This is a genomic window from Parafrankia sp. Ea1.12 (assembly GCF_900465275.1).
Taxonomy (GTDB): domain Bacteria; phylum Actinomycetota; class Actinomycetes; order Frankiales; family Frankiaceae; genus Parafrankia; species Parafrankia soli.
The window spans coordinates 25,965-45,415 of record NZ_UBIZ01000295.1; the positions used below are offsets into that span (position 1 = coordinate 25,965).

General features: G+C 70.0%; 23 protein-coding genes and 5 pseudogenes. 8 read left to right on the top strand and 20 right to left on the bottom strand.

The annotated features are described in order from the left end of the window. Positions 1 to 28: 28 nt before the first annotated feature. From FMEAI12_RS14540 to FMEAI12_RS14550, 3 genes are all read right to left on the bottom strand, one after another. Positions 29 to 517: an FMN-binding protein gene (locus FMEAI12_RS14540; RefSeq protein WP_112106429.1), complete on the bottom strand. Its 489-nt coding sequence runs from the start codon at positions 515 to 517 to the stop codon at positions 29 to 31. Beyond that, a complete protein-coding gene (locus FMEAI12_RS14545; protein ID WP_235014002.1) occupies positions 514 to 1,959 on the bottom strand; it encodes a ferric reductase-like transmembrane domain-containing protein in 1,446 nt (481 codons plus the stop codon). Before FMEAI12_RS14545 ends, FMEAI12_RS14540 begins: the two co-directional genes overlap by 4 nt. A gap of 111 nt (positions 1,960 to 2,070) precedes the next feature. After that, entirely contained in the window at positions 2,071 to 3,285 is a 1,215-nt protein-coding gene (locus FMEAI12_RS14550) for a serine/threonine-protein kinase (RefSeq protein WP_112106430.1), read from the bottom strand. A 342-nt stretch (positions 3,286 to 3,627) separates the two neighbouring features. Here FMEAI12_RS14550 and FMEAI12_RS14555 point away from each other — a divergent pair, with 342 nt between their 5' ends. Next, positions 3,628 to 4,638 (top strand): fibronectin type III domain-containing protein, encoded by a 1,011-nt coding sequence (locus tag FMEAI12_RS14555; protein ID WP_112106513.1) that lies wholly within the window; start codon positions 3,628 to 3,630, stop codon positions 4,636 to 4,638. Positions 4,639 to 4,672: 34 nt separating this feature from the next. Here FMEAI12_RS14555 and FMEAI12_RS14560 read toward each other — a convergent pair whose 3' ends face one another. Further along, complete coding sequence (locus FMEAI12_RS14560; RefSeq protein ID WP_112106431.1) at positions 4,673 to 5,062, bottom strand: PPOX class F420-dependent oxidoreductase; 390 nt, start codon at positions 5,060 to 5,062, stop codon at positions 4,673 to 4,675. Between the two features lie 202 nt (positions 5,063 to 5,264). Here FMEAI12_RS14560 and FMEAI12_RS14565 point away from each other — a divergent pair, with 202 nt between their 5' ends. Next, on the top strand, positions 5,265 to 5,699 hold the full coding sequence (locus tag FMEAI12_RS14565; RefSeq protein WP_112106432.1) for an HIT family protein: 435 nt from the start codon (positions 5,265 to 5,267) through the stop codon (positions 5,697 to 5,699). Positions 5,700 to 5,754: 55 nt separating this feature from the next. Beyond that, positions 5,755 to 6,030: a cell division protein SepF gene (locus tag FMEAI12_RS14570; RefSeq protein WP_071059722.1), complete on the top strand. Its 276-nt coding sequence runs from the start codon at positions 5,755 to 5,757 to the stop codon at positions 6,028 to 6,030. Between the two features lie 4 nt (positions 6,031 to 6,034). Here the strand turns inward: FMEAI12_RS14570 and FMEAI12_RS14575 are convergent, their stop codons facing one another. The 3 genes and pseudogenes from FMEAI12_RS14575 to FMEAI12_RS39250 all read right to left on the bottom strand — a co-directional run. After that, positions 6,035 to 6,784 (bottom strand): response regulator transcription factor, encoded by a 750-nt coding sequence (locus FMEAI12_RS14575; protein WP_112106434.1) that lies wholly within the window; start codon positions 6,782 to 6,784, stop codon positions 6,035 to 6,037. Continuing rightward, positions 6,771 to 7,817, bottom strand: coding sequence for a MacS family sensor histidine kinase (macS, locus tag FMEAI12_RS39245; RefSeq protein WP_368672075.1), 1,047 nt, complete (start codon positions 7,815 to 7,817; stop codon positions 6,771 to 6,773). The genes FMEAI12_RS14575 and macS overlap by 14 nt, the downstream gene beginning before the upstream one ends. Before the next feature lie 157 nt (positions 7,818 to 7,974). After that, positions 7,975 to 8,103 (bottom strand): annotated as a pseudogene (locus FMEAI12_RS39250) (sensor histidine kinase); the annotation flags it as partial. An 89-nt stretch (positions 8,104 to 8,192) separates the two neighbouring features. Between FMEAI12_RS39250 and FMEAI12_RS14585 the strand changes: the two are divergent. Both FMEAI12_RS14585 and FMEAI12_RS14590 read left to right on the top strand, forming a co-directional pair. After that, positions 8,193 to 8,492, top strand: a complete 300-nt coding sequence (locus FMEAI12_RS14585) for a YiaA/YiaB family inner membrane protein (RefSeq protein WP_112106435.1) — start codon at positions 8,193 to 8,195, stop codon at positions 8,490 to 8,492. A gap of 280 nt (positions 8,493 to 8,772) precedes the next feature. After that, positions 8,773 to 9,681: an LLM class flavin-dependent oxidoreductase gene (locus tag FMEAI12_RS14590; protein WP_112106436.1), complete on the top strand. Its 909-nt coding sequence runs from the start codon at positions 8,773 to 8,775 to the stop codon at positions 9,679 to 9,681. Positions 9,682 to 9,748: 67 nt separating this feature from the next. Here the strand turns inward: FMEAI12_RS14590 and FMEAI12_RS14595 are convergent, their stop codons facing one another. The 8 genes and pseudogenes from FMEAI12_RS14595 to FMEAI12_RS14635 form a co-directional block, all read right to left on the bottom strand. Beyond that, positions 9,749 to 10,042 carry a ribbon-helix-helix protein, CopG family gene (locus FMEAI12_RS14595; protein WP_112106437.1) on the bottom strand — a complete coding sequence of 98 codons (294 nt, stop codon included), beginning with the start codon at positions 10,040 to 10,042 and terminating at the stop codon, positions 9,749 to 9,751. Beyond that, positions 10,035 to 10,187, bottom strand: a complete 153-nt coding sequence (locus FMEAI12_RS38155; protein WP_235014003.1) for a hypothetical protein — start codon at positions 10,185 to 10,187, stop codon at positions 10,035 to 10,037. The genes FMEAI12_RS14595 and FMEAI12_RS38155 overlap by 8 nt, the downstream gene beginning before the upstream one ends. Positions 10,188 to 10,495: 308 nt before the next feature. Further along, on the bottom strand, positions 10,496 to 11,071 hold the full coding sequence (locus tag FMEAI12_RS14605; RefSeq protein WP_112106439.1) for an HhH-GPD-type base excision DNA repair protein: 576 nt from the start codon (positions 11,069 to 11,071) through the stop codon (positions 10,496 to 10,498). 96 nt (positions 11,072 to 11,167) lie between these two features. Further along, positions 11,168 to 11,338, bottom strand: coding sequence for a hypothetical protein (locus FMEAI12_RS36625; RefSeq protein WP_160144275.1), 171 nt, complete (start codon positions 11,336 to 11,338; stop codon positions 11,168 to 11,170). Further along, positions 11,325 to 11,879, bottom strand: a complete 555-nt coding sequence (locus tag FMEAI12_RS14610; protein ID WP_131624664.1) for an NAD-dependent epimerase/dehydratase family protein — start codon at positions 11,877 to 11,879, stop codon at positions 11,325 to 11,327. Before FMEAI12_RS14610 ends, FMEAI12_RS36625 begins: the two co-directional genes overlap by 14 nt. Positions 11,880 to 11,995: 116 nt before the next feature. Beyond that, positions 11,996 to 12,196: pseudogene (locus tag FMEAI12_RS14625) on the bottom strand (dihydrofolate reductase family protein); the annotation flags it as partial. A gap of 90 nt (positions 12,197 to 12,286) precedes the next feature. Continuing rightward, positions 12,287 to 12,453: pseudogene (locus tag FMEAI12_RS39915) on the bottom strand (NAD(P)H-dependent oxidoreductase); the annotation flags it as partial. A gap of 70 nt (positions 12,454 to 12,523) precedes the next feature. Continuing rightward, complete coding sequence (locus tag FMEAI12_RS14635; protein ID WP_112106442.1) at positions 12,524 to 12,865, bottom strand: MerR family transcriptional regulator; 342 nt, start codon at positions 12,863 to 12,865, stop codon at positions 12,524 to 12,526. A 63-nt stretch (positions 12,866 to 12,928) separates the two neighbouring features. On the opposite strand from FMEAI12_RS14635, the gene FMEAI12_RS14640 reads away from it, so the two are divergent. Continuing rightward, a complete protein-coding gene (locus FMEAI12_RS14640; protein ID WP_112106443.1) occupies positions 12,929 to 13,786 on the top strand; it encodes an LLM class F420-dependent oxidoreductase in 858 nt (285 codons plus the stop codon). Between the two features lie 380 nt (positions 13,787 to 14,166). On the opposite strand, the pseudogene FMEAI12_RS14645 reads toward FMEAI12_RS14640, so the two are convergent. Beyond that, positions 14,167 to 14,412, bottom strand: a pseudogene (locus FMEAI12_RS14645) (DUF488 family protein); the annotation flags it as partial. A 48-nt stretch (positions 14,413 to 14,460) separates the two neighbouring features. On the opposite strand from FMEAI12_RS14645, the pseudogene FMEAI12_RS39255 reads away from it, so the two are divergent. Further along, positions 14,461 to 14,760: pseudogene (locus FMEAI12_RS39255) on the top strand (WYL domain-containing protein); the annotation flags it as partial. A 472-nt stretch (positions 14,761 to 15,232) separates the two neighbouring features. On the opposite strand, the gene FMEAI12_RS14660 reads toward FMEAI12_RS39255, so the two are convergent. Then, a complete protein-coding gene (locus tag FMEAI12_RS14660) occupies positions 15,233 to 15,616 on the bottom strand; it encodes a twitching motility protein PilT (RefSeq protein WP_235014005.1) in 384 nt (127 codons plus the stop codon). Continuing rightward, on the bottom strand, positions 15,613 to 15,843 hold the full coding sequence (locus tag FMEAI12_RS14665; RefSeq protein ID WP_131624663.1) for a hypothetical protein: 231 nt from the start codon (positions 15,841 to 15,843) through the stop codon (positions 15,613 to 15,615). Before FMEAI12_RS14665 ends, FMEAI12_RS14660 begins: the two co-directional genes overlap by 4 nt. 512 nt (positions 15,844 to 16,355) lie before the next feature. Between FMEAI12_RS14665 and sigJ the strand changes: the two genes are divergently transcribed. Further along, positions 16,356 to 17,243 carry an RNA polymerase sigma factor SigJ gene (gene sigJ, locus FMEAI12_RS14675; protein WP_112106447.1) on the top strand — a complete coding sequence of 296 codons (888 nt, stop codon included), beginning with the start codon at positions 16,356 to 16,358 and terminating at the stop codon, positions 17,241 to 17,243. 17 nt (positions 17,244 to 17,260) lie between these two features. Here the strand turns inward: sigJ and FMEAI12_RS14680 are convergent, their stop codons facing one another. Together FMEAI12_RS14680 and FMEAI12_RS14690 are read right to left on the bottom strand one after the other, a co-directional pair. Continuing rightward, positions 17,261 to 18,469: an NAD(P)/FAD-dependent oxidoreductase gene (locus FMEAI12_RS14680; protein WP_200835288.1), complete on the bottom strand. Its 1,209-nt coding sequence runs from the start codon at positions 18,467 to 18,469 to the stop codon at positions 17,261 to 17,263. Between the two features lie 400 nt (positions 18,470 to 18,869). Further along, on the bottom strand, positions 18,870 to 19,436 hold the full coding sequence (locus tag FMEAI12_RS14690) for a TetR/AcrR family transcriptional regulator (RefSeq protein WP_131624661.1): 567 nt from the start codon (positions 19,434 to 19,436) through the stop codon (positions 18,870 to 18,872). Positions 19,437 to 19,451 lie beyond the last annotated feature (15 nt).

Consider the following 19,451-nt stretch of genomic DNA (forward strand, 5'->3'; position numbering starts at 1 on the left):
CGGGCGCGCGTCCTGGCCGGCGCCGGCCCTAGACACCGGCGGCGTCCAGGGCCGACTGGACGGACTGGGCGTACCCCTGGCTGGTGTAGGACGCGCCGGAGACGACGTCGATCTGGGCGCTCTGGACGTCGAGCACCTCCTGGCGCAGCAGGGGCACGGCCTGGTCGTTGATCTCCCGGTCGCGCCGCTCCCGGTCCGGCAGCTGCACCGCCACCACATCGGTGATCCTGCTGCCGGTGAGGACGACCTGGACCTGCACGAGGCCGTACCGGGTGTGGACGGCGTCGCCGGTCACCGTCCGCGTGGTGGTCCCGCTCGTCGAACCCGTGCCAGTACCCGAACCCGTTCCCGTGCTGGTGCTGGTGCTGGTGCTGGTCGTCGCCGGTGTCACGGCGAGGGTGGAGGGATGCGCGCCGATGCCCGTCGCCGACTTCGCCCCGACGACGAGGACAACCGTCCCCAGCAGTGCGGCGAAGCCGAGACGCGCCCGGTAGGGCCTGCCCGCGTTCTCGTTCATCTCAGCGTGAACTCCTCGGTGTGGATCTGCCCGTCGGACAGGCCGAGCTCGCGCAGGGCCCGGACGACCGCGAGCGTCATGCCGGCGGGCCCGCAGACGAAGACGTCCCGATCGGCGACGTCCGGCACGGCGGCGGCGAGATAGCGGGCGGCCAGCGGATCGTGGCCGAGCTCGCGCCGGGATCCGACCACACGGTGGACCACCACCCGACCGACGGCCGGCCCATCGGCAGTCGGCCAACCGGCGGCCAGCCGGTGATCGGCCAGCTCGTCGAACTCGCTCCGCAGTGCGAGGTCGGTCGCCCTGCTCGCGCGGTGCACCACCACGACGTCGTCGCCGCGGCCGGCGAGATCCTCGGCGAGCGCGCGGATCGGGGCGATGCCGCTGCCGCCACCGACGAGCAGCGCCCGGCCCCGGGTGGCGCGCTCCGCGGTGAAGTGCCCGAACGGACCCTCCGCGACGACCGGCGTCCCCGGGCGCAGGTGGGCGATCGCGCGGGAGTGGTCGCCCGCGTCCTTGACGGTGATGCGCAGGCGGTGCGGCTGCGCCGGCGCGGACAGCGAGTACGGGTGGGCGGTGACGGCATGCCCCCGGGCGGCGAACCGCCAGAGCAGGAACTGCCCCGGCCGGGCGCCGAGACGATCCAGGTCACGGCCACGAATCCACACGGAGACCACACCGGGCGCCTCGGTGACCACCCGCTCCACGGTCATCCGATGCCGGACGACCGCCGCGATCGGCAGGACCAGACGCCAGATCACCAGGCAGGCCGCCACCGCGACGTACATCCCCTGCCACAGCAGCGTGTTGACGGGATGCCCGACGAAGTCCGCGCCGGTAGCCGTCTGATGGGAGTACACGAGGAGCACAGCCACGTAGGCGCTCAGATGCAGCAGGTACCAGATCTCATAGGAGACGTGCCGTCGCAGCGCGCGGGCGCTGGCCACTCCGACGGTGACGAACAGCAGCGCGCCCGCGGTCGCCTTCCACATCTCCGGGTAGGTCATGATCACCGTGACCAGTTCGGACAGCGGCTGATGATGCGCGGTCAGGCCATACCCCCACACCACCATCAGGACGTGGACGGCCATCAGCAGCACGACGTTCGTCCCCAGGCCGCGGTGCCAGGCCGCCAGCCGATCGAACCCGACCGCGCGTTCGAGCCCCGGCACCCGCGCCATGAGCAGGAGCTGCACCAGCATCAGGTAGGCGGCCAGCAGCCCGGCGACCCGTCCGAGCGCCGTCAGGAGCAGGCCGCCGCCGTGAAGGCTCGACGCCGAGGTGCCGAACCACCACATGGCCACGACCACGACGCCCCAGGTCACCAGCCCGACGCGCACCCCGAGCGCCGGCAGCCGGGCCGGCGCGGACCACCGCCCACGAACCGCCCCCGGTTCCGGTTTCAGTCCCGGCTCCGGTTCCCGTTCCAGTGTGAGGCTCATAGCCTCGGACGATGTGCCCGGACCCTGAGAATCGGCTGTGCGAATCCTCAGAGCTTCCCGGGAAGTCGCACCGCCCCCGCGGACGGCTCGAACCGCCTCCTCCGCACCTGGTCAGCGCGTCGGGGCCTGCCGGCGGCAGGCGTTCAGCACCGCCTCGATCTCGCCTGCCGAGGTGCCGTGAAACTCCCACAGCCGGCAGATCTCCACAGGCCGGCCGGGGCCCCCTCGACGTTCGATCTCCAGCACGTTGTTGTGAACACGCGCGTCGGCGATCTCACTCCACGGCAGACGTAGATCGTCGGGAAACCGCCGGCGCCTGATCCCGTCCGGGCCGACGGTCAACAGGCCGGGCCGGACGATCGGAGGAATCAGGGCAGCCGTCCAGACCGCGAACACGACCGACCAGAGCGCGGCCGGTACGAGCGCCCAGGCCGGCAGGTCGACGAAACCCTGGACCATCCAGGGGACAGCCGCCCCGACCGCGGAGCCCACGGCCAGGCCGACGCCGACGGCACCGGCGGGGGCCGCGAGCACTGCGACCAGCGCCTCGTGTGCGTCCTCCGCGCCCAGCCGGACGCCGGGGTCCTTGTCGAGCAGGGAGAGGATCGTCGCGCCGAGTGGCCCTGCCCGTCGGGGCGGTTCCGGTTCGTGGGAGAGCACGGCGGCCACCGTCGCGGCCTCGGTCTCCCGGGCGAACGGCGAGACTCCCTCCGCCGCCGTGTAGAGGGTGGCGCCGAGGGAGAACAGGTCGCTGGCCGCCATTGCGCGGGCTCCGGAGAAACGCTCGGGCGCCATGTAGGCGAGCGTTCCGAGCGGGCTCTGAGTGACCGTGGAATGTGATTCCAGGACGGCAACGCCGAAGTCGACGAGAACGATCCGGCCGTCGTCGCCCAGGAGAATGTTCGCGGGCTTGACATCCCGGTGCACGATTCCGGCCGCGTGCGCCGCGACGAGAGCGTTCAGAACCGCCAGGCCGACCCGGGCGACGTCCCCGGGGGCAAGCGGCCCCTGCTGCCCGACGACTTCCGCGAGCGAGCGCGACGGGACCCACTCCATCACGATCCACGGCAGGTCACCCTCGTGGACGACGTCGAGGACGGTCACCACGTTGGGGTGGTCGCGCAGCAGGGCGACGACCTTCGCCTCGTGAACCACCCGCGCGAGCAGGCCACTCGACTCCGGGTCGGTCACCGCGGCGTGGAGCCGTATCTCCTTGACCGCGACATTGACGTCGAGCAGCTCGTCCACCGCACGCCACACCGTCCCGTACGCGCCGGCGCCGAGTCGCTCCGCGAGTCGGTAACGGCCGGCGACCAGACGATCCATCGTCCCGTGCGGGTCGGAAACCACAACATCCCCAGTCAGCTCACACCCCGCAGCTCGCTCAGGCTCCGCGGCCCGTGGGCGGTGCTTCGGTGCCGCCGTGGGCCGATTCCATCATGTCCCAGCTACGCGGCCGGGCGCGGCGGATATCCGGATACCAAGGATGAGGATCGCGCCGTCGGCGGATGATTGTCCGCGTGAACGGTCGTAGGATCATCGCTGGTGGCTCGCCCGCACGGTGCCCTGCTTTCGGACCTCGGGCCGACAGCGCTGGTGGGGACCATCGCCCGGATCTCCGATGACCGCGTTTCGTCACGAGGCCTGACTGGTGTCGGAAAGGCGTCCATGGAACCGAACCCCCCGCGGCGAAACGACAACCTGCGGTTTCGGTTGGCCGTCCTCACCGGCGACCGGATACGACGAGCCGGTTCTCTTCTCTTCGGTGACGCGGGCCGCGGGTTCCGCCGCTGGTGCGCTCTGCCGGTGGCGGTGCTGGCCGTCGCGGCGACGGGCGCGCTGTTCGCCGTCGACGCCGGGAACACCAACGCGGCGCAGGCTCACCCGGCGGGCGGCCCACCCGGCGCGGCGACCGCGGCCGCGGACCTCTCGGACAGCCCCGCCACGCCGGAGCGTGCTCCCACCGGGAGAGGTGATGCGTCCGCGCCGGGTTCTCCCGGGACGTCGCGGCCCGGCTCGGCGTCGCCATCTCCCCCACTCACCTCGACTCAGCCGCCGGCGCAGCCTCCGCCCTCGTCGGCGTCGCGTCCCGGCCCGGCCGGCCCCGAGGCCGGTTCCGCCGAACGGGTGATTCCGCCGCCGGCCACCGGGCTCACCGCGGCCCCCGGGAACGGCTCCGCCCGGATCTGCTGGAATCCAGCGCCGAACGCCACCGGCTACGTCATGTACCACCGGGACGTCACCACCGGCGAAGGCTGGTACCGGGTCCCCTACCCCGTCACCGACACCTGCAGCACCGTCACCCAGCTCACCAACGGCCACACCTACGAGTTCAAGATCCGATCGAGCAACGCCAACGGCGAGGCCGACTACTCAGGGACGGTGCAGGCACGGCCGGCCGGCACGATCCCGCCGCCGGCCACCGGGCTCACCGCGGCCCCCGGGAACGGCTCCGCCCGGATCTGCTGGAATCCAGCGCCGAACGCCACCGGCTACGTCATGTACCACCGGGACGTCACCACCGGCGAAGGCTGGTACCGGGTCCCCTACCCCGTCACCGACACCTGCAGCACCGTCACCCAGCTCACCAACGGCCACACCTACGAGTTCAAGATCCGATCGAGCAACGCCAACGGCGAGGCCGACTACTCAGGGACCGCCGCCGCCACGCCCGGCTGACATCCGTCCCGAAGGCCTGTCCGGCCGGCCGGCGCTACCCGAGCTCGACGATCCGCGTGGGATTGAGCGTGATCACGACCCGGTCCTCCCTGGGCCCCTCGAAGGTCTCCAGATCACTGCCGTAGAGGCCGAGAAGGCGGCTTAGGAACTCCAGGCCGGGATCATCGGTGATCTCCGCGGTGGCGCGGATCTCCAAGGTCCGGAAGGGATTCTGTGGATCAATGACGAACAGCGTCACCTTCGGATGCGCCAGCAGGTTCCGGTACTTCTGCCTGCTCTTGGTCAGCGAGGTGCGCACGACGTCGCCGTCGAGCATCGCCCAGATGGCGGTGACCTGGGGCTGCCCGTCGGCACCGACCGTGGCGAAGGTGACCGTACGGGGCTTCGCCAGCAGATCGCGGTGGCTGGGCGAGATGGTCAGCATTCGTGGGCTCCTCCGCTCGCTCGCGAGACGCCCGCCAGATCGGGCCAAGGCGTCGTCGCATCGACCATAGTCGCCGCTCTGGAGGACCCTGGAGACCGCTCAGGATTATCCCCCGCAGGACTTCTTTCCCAACTCGTTACAGCTAAGCAGGCGCATGCGGCACACTGCGTGCGTGGCCGGAGACAGAGAGGTGGGACGCCAGGTGGACGACAGCGAATGCGTGTTCTGCGCGATTGTCCACCGTGGAGCCGCCGCGAGCATCATCCATGAGGACGACACGGCCCTGGCCTTCATGGATCATCGGCCGGTAACGCCAGGGCATCTTCTGGTCATACCAAAGGCACACGCCGTGGGGCTGGAAGATCTCGACGAGCGGGCAGGCGCACAGGTCTGGCTGGTCGCCCACCGGCTCGGCCGCGCATTGCGTCGATCAGGCCTGCGATGCGAAGGCGTCAACCTGTTCCTCGCCGACGGCGAGGCCGCCTTCCAGGAGGTCTTCCACGTCCACCTGCACGTTTTCCCGCGGTTCACCGGCGACAGCTTCCGCCTGGACGCGGACTGGCGCCTGCGCGATCGCGGCGAGCTCGACAGGTCCGCCGAGGCGTTGCGCCTCGGCATGTCCCGGCTCGACTGTTGACTCGAAGGCAGGGTATTGGAATTCGAAGCCCATCACCACGAGGAGGGAACCCGCATTGAGCGACGACGCAAGCCCTGACGAAGAAGCCCTCGTCTTCGAAGTCGCCGACTACGGTGATGCCCATCACGCAATCACAGCTTACCGTGAGAACGGCGTCGTGATTGTGGACTACCGGGCAGCGGACGAGGCCACCCAGCGCCGGGTAGCCGACATCTGTACCGGTGCGAGCCTCGCACGCGGGTTCTCCCCGTTCAGGCTCGCCACGGGGGTTTACTTTCTGACAACCGGAAGATTCCCGACAAGGACTGAACGGCAGAAGTTCAGGGACTGATGGTTCAGGAGGCGTCGTCGTAGCCCTCCCGGACGGCGAAGCGGGTCAGCTCGACGCGGTTGCGGAGTTGGAGCTTCCCGAGCACGTTGTGAACGTGGTTCTGGACCGTCCGGTGCGACACACCCAGCTGGCGGGCGGCATCCCGGGCGGACAGGCCCTTCGCGACCAGTCTGAGCACCTCGACCTCCCGTGCGGTCAGCCGTGGAGCCGTGGACGAGCCGGGATCCGAACGTGAGCCGGAGTTCCGCGCCGCCCGGGAGTTCTCGCCGAGGACGAGCGCCGCCAGCCCGGCGGTGAAGACCGCGACCCCCCGTGCCGTGCGACGGACCGCGTCGACAAGCTCCTCAGGACGGGCCGACTTGAGCAGGTACCCGGAAGCTCCGGCCTTGACCGCTTCCAGCACATCGGCCTGCTCCCCGGAAGCGGACACCACGAGCACCGAAGCCGGAGCACCGGTGAGTGGATATGGAGACTCGGCCGAGCCGACCAGGGCACGTATCACCTCGACGCCCGAGCCATCGGGCAGCCCCAGATCCAGGACGACGATCTCGGGCCGGGTCGCCGCGAGCACGCGCAGCGCCTGCGCGACGGAGCCCGCGGTACCGACGACCACGAAGCCCGCTTCGGCGATGTCCCGGCTCAGCGCCTCGCGCCACAGCGGATGGTCATCGACGACGACCACGCGGCCGCCGCGGCGCGCTCCGCCGGAATCGTCAACCCCGGTAACCGCGTCGTCATCGTCAGCGCGGGACACGCAGCTCGACCTCCGTCCCCTGCCCGGGACGGCCGGTGACGACGACGTCGCCACCGAGATCCCGGATCCGTCCACAGACGGAGACCGCGAGACCGAGCCGGCCCTCCGCGGCAGCCTGCTCGGCCCGTCCAGGTTCGATGCCGATCCCGTCGTCGCGGACGGTCACGGTCACCGAATCGCCGTCGTCCTCGAGCAGCAGCCACGCCGAGGCTCCGGGTCCGGCGTGCGTGGCCACGTTGTTCAACGCAGCTCGGACGGCGGCGACAACCTCGTCGGCGTGATCTGCCGGTAGCGGTACCGGCGCGCCCGGGGTGGAGACCGTCACGACCGCCGGCATGTCCTCGGCCGACGGGCCGGAGATCATCCCGGACAAGGCAGGGCCGGGCGGGATCACCCGTCTCACCGCGGTCGTCGAACGTGACATCCGCGCCAGACCCGTCAGCAGTGGCTCAAGATCTGCTTCGGGGCGGGCGGGCCGCGACGATCCACCCCCACGGCCTGCCCCCCTGCGGCCTGCTGCGTCCCTGCGGCCTGGTCCCGTCTCGCGTCCGGTCGGACGTCCCAGCTCGACGGGCTGAGAGGTTCCGGGGGTACGTAGGAGATCACGCAGCGCCGACTCCTGGGCGGCGGCGAGCCTGGCGACGTCGGCCGCCGCCATACCGCGCTCCGCCTCGCGCGCGATCAACGACAGAACCTGGAGCACGCTGTCGTGGACGCCTCGGGCGAGACGCTCCCGCTCGGCGTCCCCGGCCCGCGCCGCCAGCACGTCGGCCAGCGCGGACTCGGCGCGAATGGCAGTCCGGCTCAGATAGCCGACGACGATTCCCGACACGACGAACAGGACCGCCGGCCTGACTGAGGAGTCGCTCACCGAACCGCTGGCGACGAAGGAGGCCACGGCCAGTGCCGAACCGCCGGCGGCCCCGCCCGCGGTTCCGCCGGCCAGCGCGGCGCTGAACACGCCGCTCGCCGTCCACAGCGCGGGCAGGACGTCCGTGGACCCGGCCGGGCTCACCACACCGCACGTCAGCATCACGGCAACACAGACCACGACATCGGCCACAACCAGGCCATACCGCCGCCACGGCCGCCAGCCGCCGGCCGCCGGCCGCCGGCGCGAGCCACGACATGACAACCGACCAGACCGCCAGCACACCGAACCAGGTGAGGCCACGCCCCGGGTGCGGCGTCTGGCCCAGATCGAGCCCGACCGTCGCGACGGCGTAGGCCGCCGCCACCAGGCGGAAGACGGCGAGCGATCGCCACAGCGCGCCACGCACACCTTCCGCTGCGCGAAACCGGTCCGGTCCTCGCGACATCCGCACCCGGCAAGTGTGGCAGAAAGTCCAGGTTCGAGATGAGTACGGTTACTCAGGCCAACCGGCTCCAATGAGCCGAGACTAGGCCCATGACCCATTCCAAGCCCCTCGTCCCCAGGACCACGACCGCGTTCATGGTGCAGGCCGCGCTTTCCTTCGGCATCTCGGTGGTCGCGGTCACCTACGCGATCGCCCATCTCCCGGGGGATGCGTGGATACGCGGCTTTCTCCTGCTCGGCATGCTGTACATCATCACGTCCACGTTCACGCTCGCCAAATGCGTCCGTGACCAACAGGAGGCGTCCGCGGTCATCAGCCGGGTTGACCAGGCCCGCCTGGAGCGGTTTCTCGCCGAACACGACCCCTTCAAACAAACGGTCGGGCACTGACGGACGGGTTGGGGCCGAACCGTTCATCAGCTTCTGCAGCCCGGCGCAATGACCATGCTGGCCCGCGAAGCCGGCGTCCGCCGAACACCGGAGCGTGGCCCTGCCGCTACCAGCCTCGGCGCGGTCTTGGCGGGCGTCGCGCCGGTTGCCACGGTGCTCGGGGAGGCGCGCCACAGTCGCTGCGGCGCCCGGCTGCCGGCGATCGTCACTCGGCACGCCGGTGCGGGCGGCACCCGCGCTCCGCGACCGGCGTAGGCAGAACGTAGGAAGGGAGAACGCCGTGCAGGACCGCGACGTGCTGTTCGGGTTCGGGCTCGAGACCGGGGTCGGCGAGGTGGACGCTTTGCTCGCGCACGCGACGCAGGCCGACCGGGATGGGCTCGACCTGGTCACGCTTTCCGACCATCCGTACCTGGCCGACAGGCTGGACGCGTACGCCGCGCTCGGCGTCGTCCTCGGCCGGACGACGTCCATCACCGGCGCGGTGAACGTCACCAACACTCCGAGCCGTCCCGCGCCGATGCTGGCGCGCACGATCAGCGCGTTGTCCGCGCTCTCGGGCGGCCGGGTCGTCCTGGGGGTCGGAGCTGGCGGACTCTGGTCGGAGATCGTGAAACTGGGCGTCGAACCGCTGGCACCGGCGCGGGCCGTGCGTGCCATGGCGGAAACCATCATCCTGGTGCGGGCATTGACCGGCGGCGGCGATCCAGTGACCTTCGAGGGCGAATTCCACCGGGTGACCGACCTGGTTCCTTCACTCTCCCCGACACCCGCGATCTGGACGGGCTCGGTAGGTTCACAGTCATTGGCCGTCACCGGAAGGCTGGCCGACGGGTGGATTCCCGGCCATGCCGCCGACTGGCTCAGCTCACGGTTCGCCGAGTCGCGCCCGCTCATCGACGGGGCGGCCGCAGCGGCCGGCCGGAACCCGGCGGACGTCGCGACCATCTACAACGTGCAGGGCCGCATCACAGCCTCGCCGTTGCCCGCTTTCCGTGACGATTCCGGCCGCTGGTTCGGCGGATCGGTGGATCAGTGGGTGGACGAGCTGACATCGGCCGTCCTGGAGCACGGAGCCGCCGGTTTCATCTGCTTCCCGGTCGACGACGGGACCGGGACGGATGTTGCCCTGGGCAGGTGGGCACGAGAGATCGTCCCGGCGGTGCGCGAGGCGATCGACAGGCCCTGACGGGAGCTGAGTTGCCACTGGCGTGGGCCGTTTTCCGCCCTCCTGCGGACTGTTTGCGGATTGCAGGTCACGCTGATTCGCGGAGGACCCTGCGCACAATCTCTTCGACCTGCTCCACGCTCACGACAGGAGCCTCGGGGCTCTGCACCGCCCGGGCGAGGATGCGCCGGACCAGAGCCGAGGTCGGCAGGTGCTCGGCGGCCGCACGGGCCTTGAGAGCCTCCGCCAACGACGCGGGAACCCGCACGGACACGACGGCCTGCTCGGCTTCCACGGCCTCCGCTTCGGCAGCCTCGGCCTCCTCGGCCGCGTACTCGGCTCGGATCGCGTCACGCCGGGCACGCCTGGACGAATCAGTCACCGCCGCTCTCCCCCTCCAGGTAGTCCCGAAGATCGCTTCCACGGATCTTCCACGCGGTGATCCCAGCCTCGTCGATCGGATCAACGATCACGGTCAGCACGAACCCGGCACTGCGCGAGTACCCGATCAGGCGGGCCGCGCCCATCCTGCTCCTCGGATCCGGGTCACGAACGACCCTCCGCGGATCCTTCACCGCCTCCAAGGTCCACTCAGGTTCGATGTCGGTCGCGCCGGGATAACGATCAGACCGATGTCGGATGTATTCCGCGTCCTCCTGGTCCCACCAAAGGCCGTCCACCACAACTTACAGTGTCACACATCTACTCACACGGGTGAACGAGGGTCAGACACCGACTACAGCGAGGCAACACGGCACCCGACGCAGACGTGCGACCCTGGCCATCCAGCGGGCGCCCTGCGGACTGCCTGAAGGGTTCCCGCGAAACCCGCAGGTCAGGCCGTTGTAGCCCTCGCTGTCACCTTCATCTGCTTCTTGTAGTCGCGGACCTTGTCGCGACTCTGCTGGTCAACGATGTCGGCCACCGAGAGGTAGCTGCCGGCCTCACCGAACGGAGCGGTGGCCTCCCGCCAACCCTCGGCCTCGACGCCGAGCTGCTTGCCGAGCAACGCCACGAAGATCTTCGCCTTCTGGATCCCGAAGCCGGGTAGCGCCGCGACCCGCTTCAGTAGATCCTTCCCGTCCGCGGCAGCCGTCCACACCCGCGCGGCATTACCGTCGTAGCTGTCGATGACGATCTGACAGAGCTTCTGGGTCCGCTGCGCCATCGCCGCCGGGAAACGGTGCAACGCAGGCTGGATCGAGAAAACCGCAGCCAGCTCGTCCGGATCCATCCCCGCCAGGTCCACCGCGTCCAACGAACGGCCGAGCCGCCGCGTCAGCTCCAGCGGGGCCGCGAACGCCCGCTCCAACGGGATCTGCTGGTCCAGCACCATCCCGATCAGCAGCGCCAACGGGTCGTTCGTCAGCAGCTCGTCCGCTTCGTCGATCTGGCTCAGATGCAGTCCCACGACATCACCGTAACCGTGTCGGGGTCCGGACGGTCGATGGGCGCACGGGACACCATGGTCGACCCCGCGCCAGCGCCGATGTCCTGATTCGCTTGGTCAGGGTACGGACGGCCCTGGGGAAACGGCCATCTCCTTGAGCACGATGTCCAGCGGCGTGGCCTCGACACCCAGCGCCGCACGGGTGACCGCGGTGTCGAGCAGCATCGGCCGATCGAACAGGTAGAACATCTCCACGATCTCCGCCACCACCGAGTCAGCCCGTCCCAACCGCTCCAGCTCCGCCACGGTCAGCGGTGACAACGCGGGCCTCGGCACGCCCGCCGCCACGGCCAGGCAGCCGGACTGACAGCTCCGAGGTCGACGGCACATGCCAGGCCCGGCGCCAGGACCACTCATGCAGGGCCGCGGCCACCAGCACCCGCGCCACATCACCCACATAGCTCCAGGAATGCGGGACATCGAGATCCCCCGGATAGGCGACCGGCGTACCGGCCAACACTTCCGGCGCCACGAACAGCGTGAACAGCGAGACCGCGTCGAAACCCAGGAAGTCGCTGGCGCGTACCTCGGTCACCCGAACCCGTCCCGCCTCGTACGCCGCCCGCGCGTCCTCCCACATCCGCACCCGCACCCGGCCCTTCACCGAGCTGGGCGCCATCGGACGATCCTCGGTCACCGGACCACCGGCGAGCCCATAGCCATACATGTTGCCAAGCAGGACGTAGTCGGCGCCCACCCGCTCCGCGGCGGCCAGCACCGCGGCCGCCAGCGGCGGGAACTCCGCCGGCCACCGGTCGTACGACGGCATCGCACCACCCCGATCAGCAGCGCCAACGCATCGTTCGTCAGCAGTTCCTCCGCCTCGGCGAGCTGACTCACGTGCGTGCTCGTCCTGCTGTCACTCAGCGATGGCCCGAAACACGGCTATGCGATCACCATGGACGTGCCGGAGCAGAACGGGATTCGGCTCGGCCGGCGCATGAAACGCTTCTCGAGTCCCTCCAGGCCTTCCCACATCCGCGTCCCTCGGCCGAGGACGGTCGGAACGACGGCGACATGCAGGTGGTCTATCAGGTCCGCGGCCAGAAACTTGCGGATCATGGTCGGCCCACCCTGCACACCGACAGGTCGCCGCGGATCTCCGGGATCGAGATCGCCTTCGAGGACGGCGAGGTGATCTTCGGCTCGATGTCGAGGGGTGGACGCCCACGCTCGGGTGCCGTACAGCACGAACGGCGGCAGTATCTCTCGATGCCCGGGTAGTAGAGGATGCCGTGCCGATCGAGAACAGTAGATCGTCGATGGGGCCGTTGATCCCGCGCGGTGTAGTGCGATTCCGGGCCGCCGGCGGTCACAGACAGCAGCGCCTTCCTGCGGGCCAACGCGAGCGGGCCCCGGTGGCCGTCTACGAGCGGACGGGTGACGACCCCGGCGCGGTGGAGAGCACCGACCTCAGGCCGCAAGCATGCGGGAGAGCAGGGCGCGGGCACGATCAAGCTGATCGGTCTGTCGATCCAGGCGAGCGAGTTCGCCACGAAGTCTTGCGACCAGCTCCGCACATGGAACGACCCTCGGCGTCGCATCCAGGGTGCAGGGCAGCACTTCTCGGATCGTCGCCACCGACAGTCCCGCCGCCAGCAGCACGCGGATTCTCGCCACCGTCTCCACCGCCGAGTCCGGGAACTGACGGTAGCCGTTCGCGCCCCGCTCGGCGACGAGCAGGCCGTGCCGCTCGTAGTGCCGCAGCGACCGCACGCTCGCACCCGTAGCTCCTGCCAGCTCACCGATCAGCACCTGGCACCACCTCCGGTCCGCGCACTTGACCCTTACACCAGTGTCAGACTTTACGCTTCCCGCATGGATTTCGGGATCTTCACTGCGGTCACGGACGACCAGCTCAGGCCGGCGTTGCTCGCAAATGCGATCGAGGAACGGGGATTCGAGTCGCTGTTCGTCCCCGAACACACCCACATTCCGGTACACCGGGAGACCCAGCATTCCGATGAGAACGGTATTCCACGCGAGTACTACCGCAATCTCGATCCGTTCGTCAGTCTGACGGCCGCGGCGACCGTGACGACCCGGCTGCGGCTGGGTACCGCGATCGCGCTGGTGGTACAGCGTGACCCGATCACGTTGGCGAAGGAGACCGCCAGCGTCGACCTCATCAGTGACGGTCGCTTCGAGTTGGGAGCCGGCGCTGGCTGGCTGCGCGAGGAGATACGCAATCACGGCACCGATCCGACGACCCGGGTGACACTTCTGCGAGAGCGGCTCGGCGCGGTCAAGGTGCTGTGGACCCAGGAGCGAGCGGAGTTTCATGGGCGGTTCGTCGATTTCAATCCGGTGTTCCAGTGGCCGAAGCCGGTGCAGCGACCACATCCACCGGTGTGGATCGGCGGCTGGGGCCCCACCACATTCGACCGGATGGTGGCCGACGGTGACGGCTGGCTTGCCCCGGCTGTCCCGATCGATGAGCTGGCCGTGGGCGTCAAACGCCTGGCAGAGGTCGCGGCGGAAGCGGGGAAAGCCACCCCACCGGTCATCGCGACCCTGCAGTATCCCGACGAGGCCGCAATCGAAAGCGCGGTCGCCCTCGGAGTGCATCGGATTCTGTTCAGCCTGCTCACCGTCACTGACGCGACCACGACCCTGCACGACCTCGACCGCCTGGCCGCCTTGGTTCAGCGCGTAGCTCCCGGAAAACGCCGGTAATGGTCGGCGATCTGGCCGCTGGCGGTCCGCCAGGCATCGCTGGCCACGCTGTACGCCCTGGCCACAGCGGGTCGACGAACGCCCCACGCTGGTCGTCGACCTGCGCGCGTCCAAGACGGCACCTACTGAGCCAGCAGACCCTGACTGGATCACGCTAACGGCGCCGCCGCGAGGTCAGATCCGTTCGCGACGTTCCGCGCGGTCATCAACAGGCTCGCGCACCCGGAGACCGCCGGCGGCGACCCGGCCGATGGGCTGACCGTGGTTGCCCGTCGCTGCACCAGGCGGGACTACGGCTGATACGGGGTTCGCGGTCCGGCGCGTTATCAGTCCGCGGATGCCGGCTCGGCGGGCCGAGCCGTGAAAAAGCGGATGATTTCGTCCTCGGCGTACTGGAGCTGGCGTAGCTCGGTGGTTGGGGCGAGCTCAAGGTGGCGCTCGTAGGTGATCCGGGCTTGGGCGAGGGCCGCTTGCAGCCGCAGTGAGTTCGCCCAGGCGTACTCGGGTCCGCGGACGCCGCGGCGCTGCCGTACGTCGAGAAGGAGGCGGACGTTCGCCTCCCGCAGTCGTTGCAGGAAGGAGCCGACGTCGAAGCCATAGACGCCGATTGTCACCATCCTGAGCACTGGATATCACCCATCTGCCTGCTACTCGCGCCGGTCGAACTGGCACGAGACCGAATCTGGCGAGAACGCTGCGCGCAGTTCCTGTCCGACGGCCATATCACCGTGCTGGTACGGGTGAACCCGGCCCGGCGGGAAGAACTGCTGAACAGCACGCTGGCCGTCCGCGCCGAGGAACCCGACGCAGACGGCTGGCTGCGGCTGGAGGTGACCTTCCAGGATTCACGGCACGCCGAGTGGGCGCTGTGGCAGCTCAGCACGAACGCGGAAGCCCTCGCCCCGCAGTCGTTGCGCACTTCCCTGCGCAACCGCGCCGCCGCTATTGCCACCCGCTACGAAGACCCATCCTGAGAGTTCGTCGCCCGGTACCGCTGGCCAGCCTGGTAACCGTCGCGGGACAGCGCTGGGCGGTGGATCACGAGCCCAGCGGTCGGCCTGCCGGTCACTGACCCTCGCGGCCTCCGGCTGATGATCGGGGCTGGGACGGCCGCGATAGACGCGGATGGCGGCGAGCTCACCGCGAGTGCCACTCGTTCTTTCCACGCTCGCCGAAGGTGCTCGGCGGCACTCCCCGGCCCGCCTGCCTGCGCATCCCCACGGCTGCCGCGGCGTTCAGATGGGGCGCGGTGACGGACCGGCCAGGCCGTGGAGGAGTAGATCGGTCAGCGTGTCGATGACAGCGTCGTCCGTGACGGGCGGCGCGTGGGTTCCCGCCGAACGCCTGAATTACCAATGTCGTGTACGGGGTCAACGAGCGAGCCTCGTCGGCGTTGGTGGCGTCGCAGCCGTGCTGCTGGCCAAGGGAAGCCGGCTGGTGAAGTTGCTAGCAGGGCACCACCACGGCTGGTACGCCGCCCGCCTGAACAAGCCGGGTGATGTCCTTGGGGTCGCTGGTCAGGATGCGGTCGCCCGGACGGGCGAGCAGGGCGACCGTCGCGTCAACCACATCAGATGTGCCGGCGCGGCCAAGGAGCACACCGGCATCGCGACCGGTCCGCTCATCAACGGTGCACACCTCCACCGCGCGTAGCAGGCGGGCCAGTGCGGCCTGCCGCCCGGCCTGATTCCGCCAGACCTGGGCAACGACGACGGCGTTGCTCCGTAGCCCGATGTCCCGCTGCTGCGCGATCCGGAGTCGGGCGACCATCTCCCGATCGCCGCGCTCGACAGCCAGGAACGCGCCCGCGTCGAGAACGAGCGCGCTCACGCCGCCGACTGATCCGCGCGCAGGCCCAGCTCGCGCTCAGCCCGCGCCAGTTCCTCCGGTGTCAACGCCGGATTTGCCGTCTCCCACGAGTCGAGGAACTCGGCGAGGGCATCGGCTCGAAGCTTCGCGGCAGCGGCGACCGCCAGCCAGGCCGACAGCCCGACGCCAGCGCGCCGGGCGGCGTCCCGAACCGCGTCGCCCAGTTCGCCGTCGAACGAGACGCTCATCTTGTCAACCTTCACCGCTCCAGAATACCGGAGTAGCAACTACCGCGGTATGTCAGCTCGTGAATACCGTAGCCGGGTCCGGGGCGCGGAACTGTTCTGGCTTGATCAGCTGGGGCCGAAGCGGTGACCCGGGCGGATGGTAGGACGGAAACGTCCTGGTAGATGGCTTCCTGCGCGGGGCTGAGGGTGATGGTCGGGGCAACCGCGCCGGCGGGGCTGGTCAGGGTCACCTGCGTAATCCGGCCGGTCTGGCGGTGGATGGTCCGCCAGGTTCGCCCGGGATCGGCGTTCGGCGACGCGGATGAGGAGCACGGCGAGCGAGCAGAGCAGGACGGTGCCGCGGATCCTGTGCTTGCTGGTCCCCCTGACAAGCAGGATCGGTGACAGGGCGGTGGGCTCGAAGTCACGATGGGACGAGCCGGCCTCCTCGCGCGGCGCACCCGTTGCGCGAACCGCTCGTGTGCCAGATGGCACGATCCCGGGCGGTCGCAGGGCGATGGCAGGAGGCGAGAATGACCGACACGGCGAAGCCGGACGTTCCGGACGCGGTGCAGGTCTTCGAGGAGCATCGGGGCCGGTTGCGGGCGGTGGCCTACCGGGTGCTGGGGAGTTTCAGCGACGCCGAGGACGTCGTCCAGAACGCGTGGCTGCGCTGGTACGGCGTGGAGATCGCCACGATCGACGACCCCGAGGCCTACCTGGTGCGGATCACCACCAGGCTGGCGATCGACCGGCTGCGCAGCGCCCAGTCACGCCGCGAGTCCTACGTGGGCCCGTGGCTGCCCGAACCCGTACTCACCAGTCCGGATGTCGCCGAGAACGTCGTCCTGTCGGATTCCGTGTCGACCGCGATGCTGCTGGTGCTCGAGACCCTGTCACCGATCGAACGCGCCGTGTTCGTGCTACGGGAGGCGTTCGGCTATCCGTACGGCACGATCGGGGAGATCGTCGGGCGCAGCGAGGCGACGGCTTGCCAGACCGCCCGCCATGCCCGCGAGCACGTCGAGGCGCGGCGCACCCGCTACGACACCGACCTGGCGACCCGGTCGGCGGTGACCGAACGCTTCCTCGCTGCTTCCGCCGGGGGTGACCTCGCGAGGCTCATCGAGGTCCTGGCTCCTGACGTCAGCCTCGTCAGTGACGGCGGCGGCCTCGCCCCGGCGCCGCGCAAGGCCATCCATGGCGTGGACCTGGTGGCACGAGCCCTGGTCACCTTCGCGGGGCGGATGCCTGAGGAGGCGAACATCCACCTGGTCATGCTCAACGGCGGGCCCGGCATCGTCGTCCGCTCCGGCCTGACACCACTGGCGGCGATCAGCCTGCACCTGGTGGATGGTGCCGTGCGCACCATCCACCTGGTCAGCAACCCCGAGAAGCTGGCGGGGCTGCGCGACCTATGATCGCCGCCGTCCGGAGCTCACGCGGCGGCCGGACGGCGCGCCGCTCGGCCGCCGCGGCTCGACAGCGCCGCCGCGGGCAGCGGCACCCGCCGCGCGAGACGGTAGGTCGAGCGCGGGCTGCTGGTGACCGTCTCCTTGTAGCGGACGGCGGCCCGGCCGCGCAGGTACCAGCGGCGAGGGGTGTCGTCCGCGTGGGTGAACTGAATGACCGCATCGCGTCGGCCGAGACTCACCGGCTGATGGATGTAGCCAAAGCGGAACGGCTTGGCCTCGCGACCCCGCATCCGCCGCGCAATCGAGGCGGCGGCGTGCGCCCCGGTGGGAATCCCGCTCTGGCAGGTGCCGTGGATGACACCCCAGGCCTGATGGATCGCGGCCGCGTCACCGATGGCGTAGATCGCCGGATCGCTGACCGCGCGCAGCGTCTCGTCCACCACGATCCGGCCCGTCGCGTCGACGGTCAGGCCCGCCTCGGCGGCCAGCGGCGAGGCCCGGAAGCCCGTCGTCCACAGCACGGCGTCCGCCGGGACGATCTCGTCGCCCAGCTCGACACCGTCGGGAAGCACCTTGGTGATCTCCACCCCGGTTCGGACCTCGACGCCGAGGCGGTCGAGCGCCCGCCGAACGTGGGCGCGGGCACGCGGGCCCATCGCGGTGGCGGGCTCGTTCCGGCTGAGCAGGATGACGTGGATGCCCGGATAGGACTCGGCGATCTCGGTGGCCGCCTCGAGCCCGGTGAGGCCGGCCCCGCCCACCGCCACGGTGCCGGTGCCGATCTGGGCCAGCCAGCCCGCGAGCCGCGCCGCCTCCGTCGGGCTGTTCAACGTGTGCGCGTGCAGGCCGGCGCCGGGGACCGGATCGGTGTCGGCCGCGCTACCGGTCGCATACACCAGCGTGTCGTAGGGCACCGGCAGGGGCCCTTCAGCGGTGTCGACGTGCAGCACCCGGCCGGCCCGGTCGATCCGCGTCGCCCATCCCTGGACGAACTCGATGCCGGCGGGCTCGACGAGGCTCGGAATGTCGATCTCGGCCATCCGCTGGGCGGTCGCGATCTGGTGCATCCGCAGCCGCTCGGTGAACCGCGCCGACGGGTTGACCAGCACCACCTTCCCGCCGAGCCGGCGGGTGCGGCGGGCGACTCCCAGCGCGCCCATCATGCCGGTGTAGCCGGCGCCGAGAACCACGATCCGGTGCTGCTGCCGCGTCATCCTGCCTCTGCCTGCCATGATCGGCTCCTCCGTCGCGCGCCGCCCGCTGTCGGGCGGCTTCGACTCACGGACGAGACAGCCGGGCAGGACGCGAAAAAGAAGCGTGTGACCTGCGTCACGGTGGAGAGGTGACCTTGCGTCATGGTCGTGCGATCATCCGCCCCTGGGAGGAGGACTGGTCGCCAGGAGTCGATCGCGTTCGTGTACGCGGACGGCGACGACGCATGGCTCGACGGGGATGCGCCGGTCGCCGGGGGCGGCGTGACGACCTGTGGGGTACGTGGGTCGCCCGCCAGACTCCGGGCGGAGCCGGGCTCCGCGTGAGGCAGGCTCGGCGCTGCTTCGCGCTGCCGCGCACCCGCCGAATGCCATGACGATCCTGTCGAGAGAGCTGGAGACGGAACACCAGCGCGCCGTGCTAGTGGGAGCGTGGCCGCAGCGCTCGGAGGGCCAGTTCCACATGGTGCTCGATATCCGGGACGGCCGGGCGTGGGAGGAGTTGGACTATCCGTACGACGCCCAGGAACTGGTAGGCGATGTCGGTAGCGGTGATGTCGTCGGCCAGCGTGCTGTCGGTCCGGGAGCGTTCGACCGCGTCGTGTCCGATGCCCGTCAGATGGGCGACGCAGAGTTGCAGCTCGGCCCCTGAGGGGTCGGCATTCGCGAGCAGGTCGACCGCCGCCCGGTTGTGGACCAGGGGCGTCAGCGCCGCGGTGAAGAACGCACGGAGCGCGTCGATCGCGGATGGGCCCGGGGGGAGGCCAGACGTGGCGAGGCCCGCCAGGTCGGTGTTGGTGATCTCCTTCACCAGATGCTGGCGTGTCGGGAAGTGCCGGTAGAGCGTGCCGACGCCCACACCCGCCTCTCTGGCGATGGCGCGCATGTCGACGTCGAGGCCGCGCTCCCGCAACATCGTTGTGGCCGCCGCCACGATGCGGGCCCGATTGGCGACCACGTCGCGGCGCGGGCCGTCCGCGCGCTCCACGAACACGATCCTAGC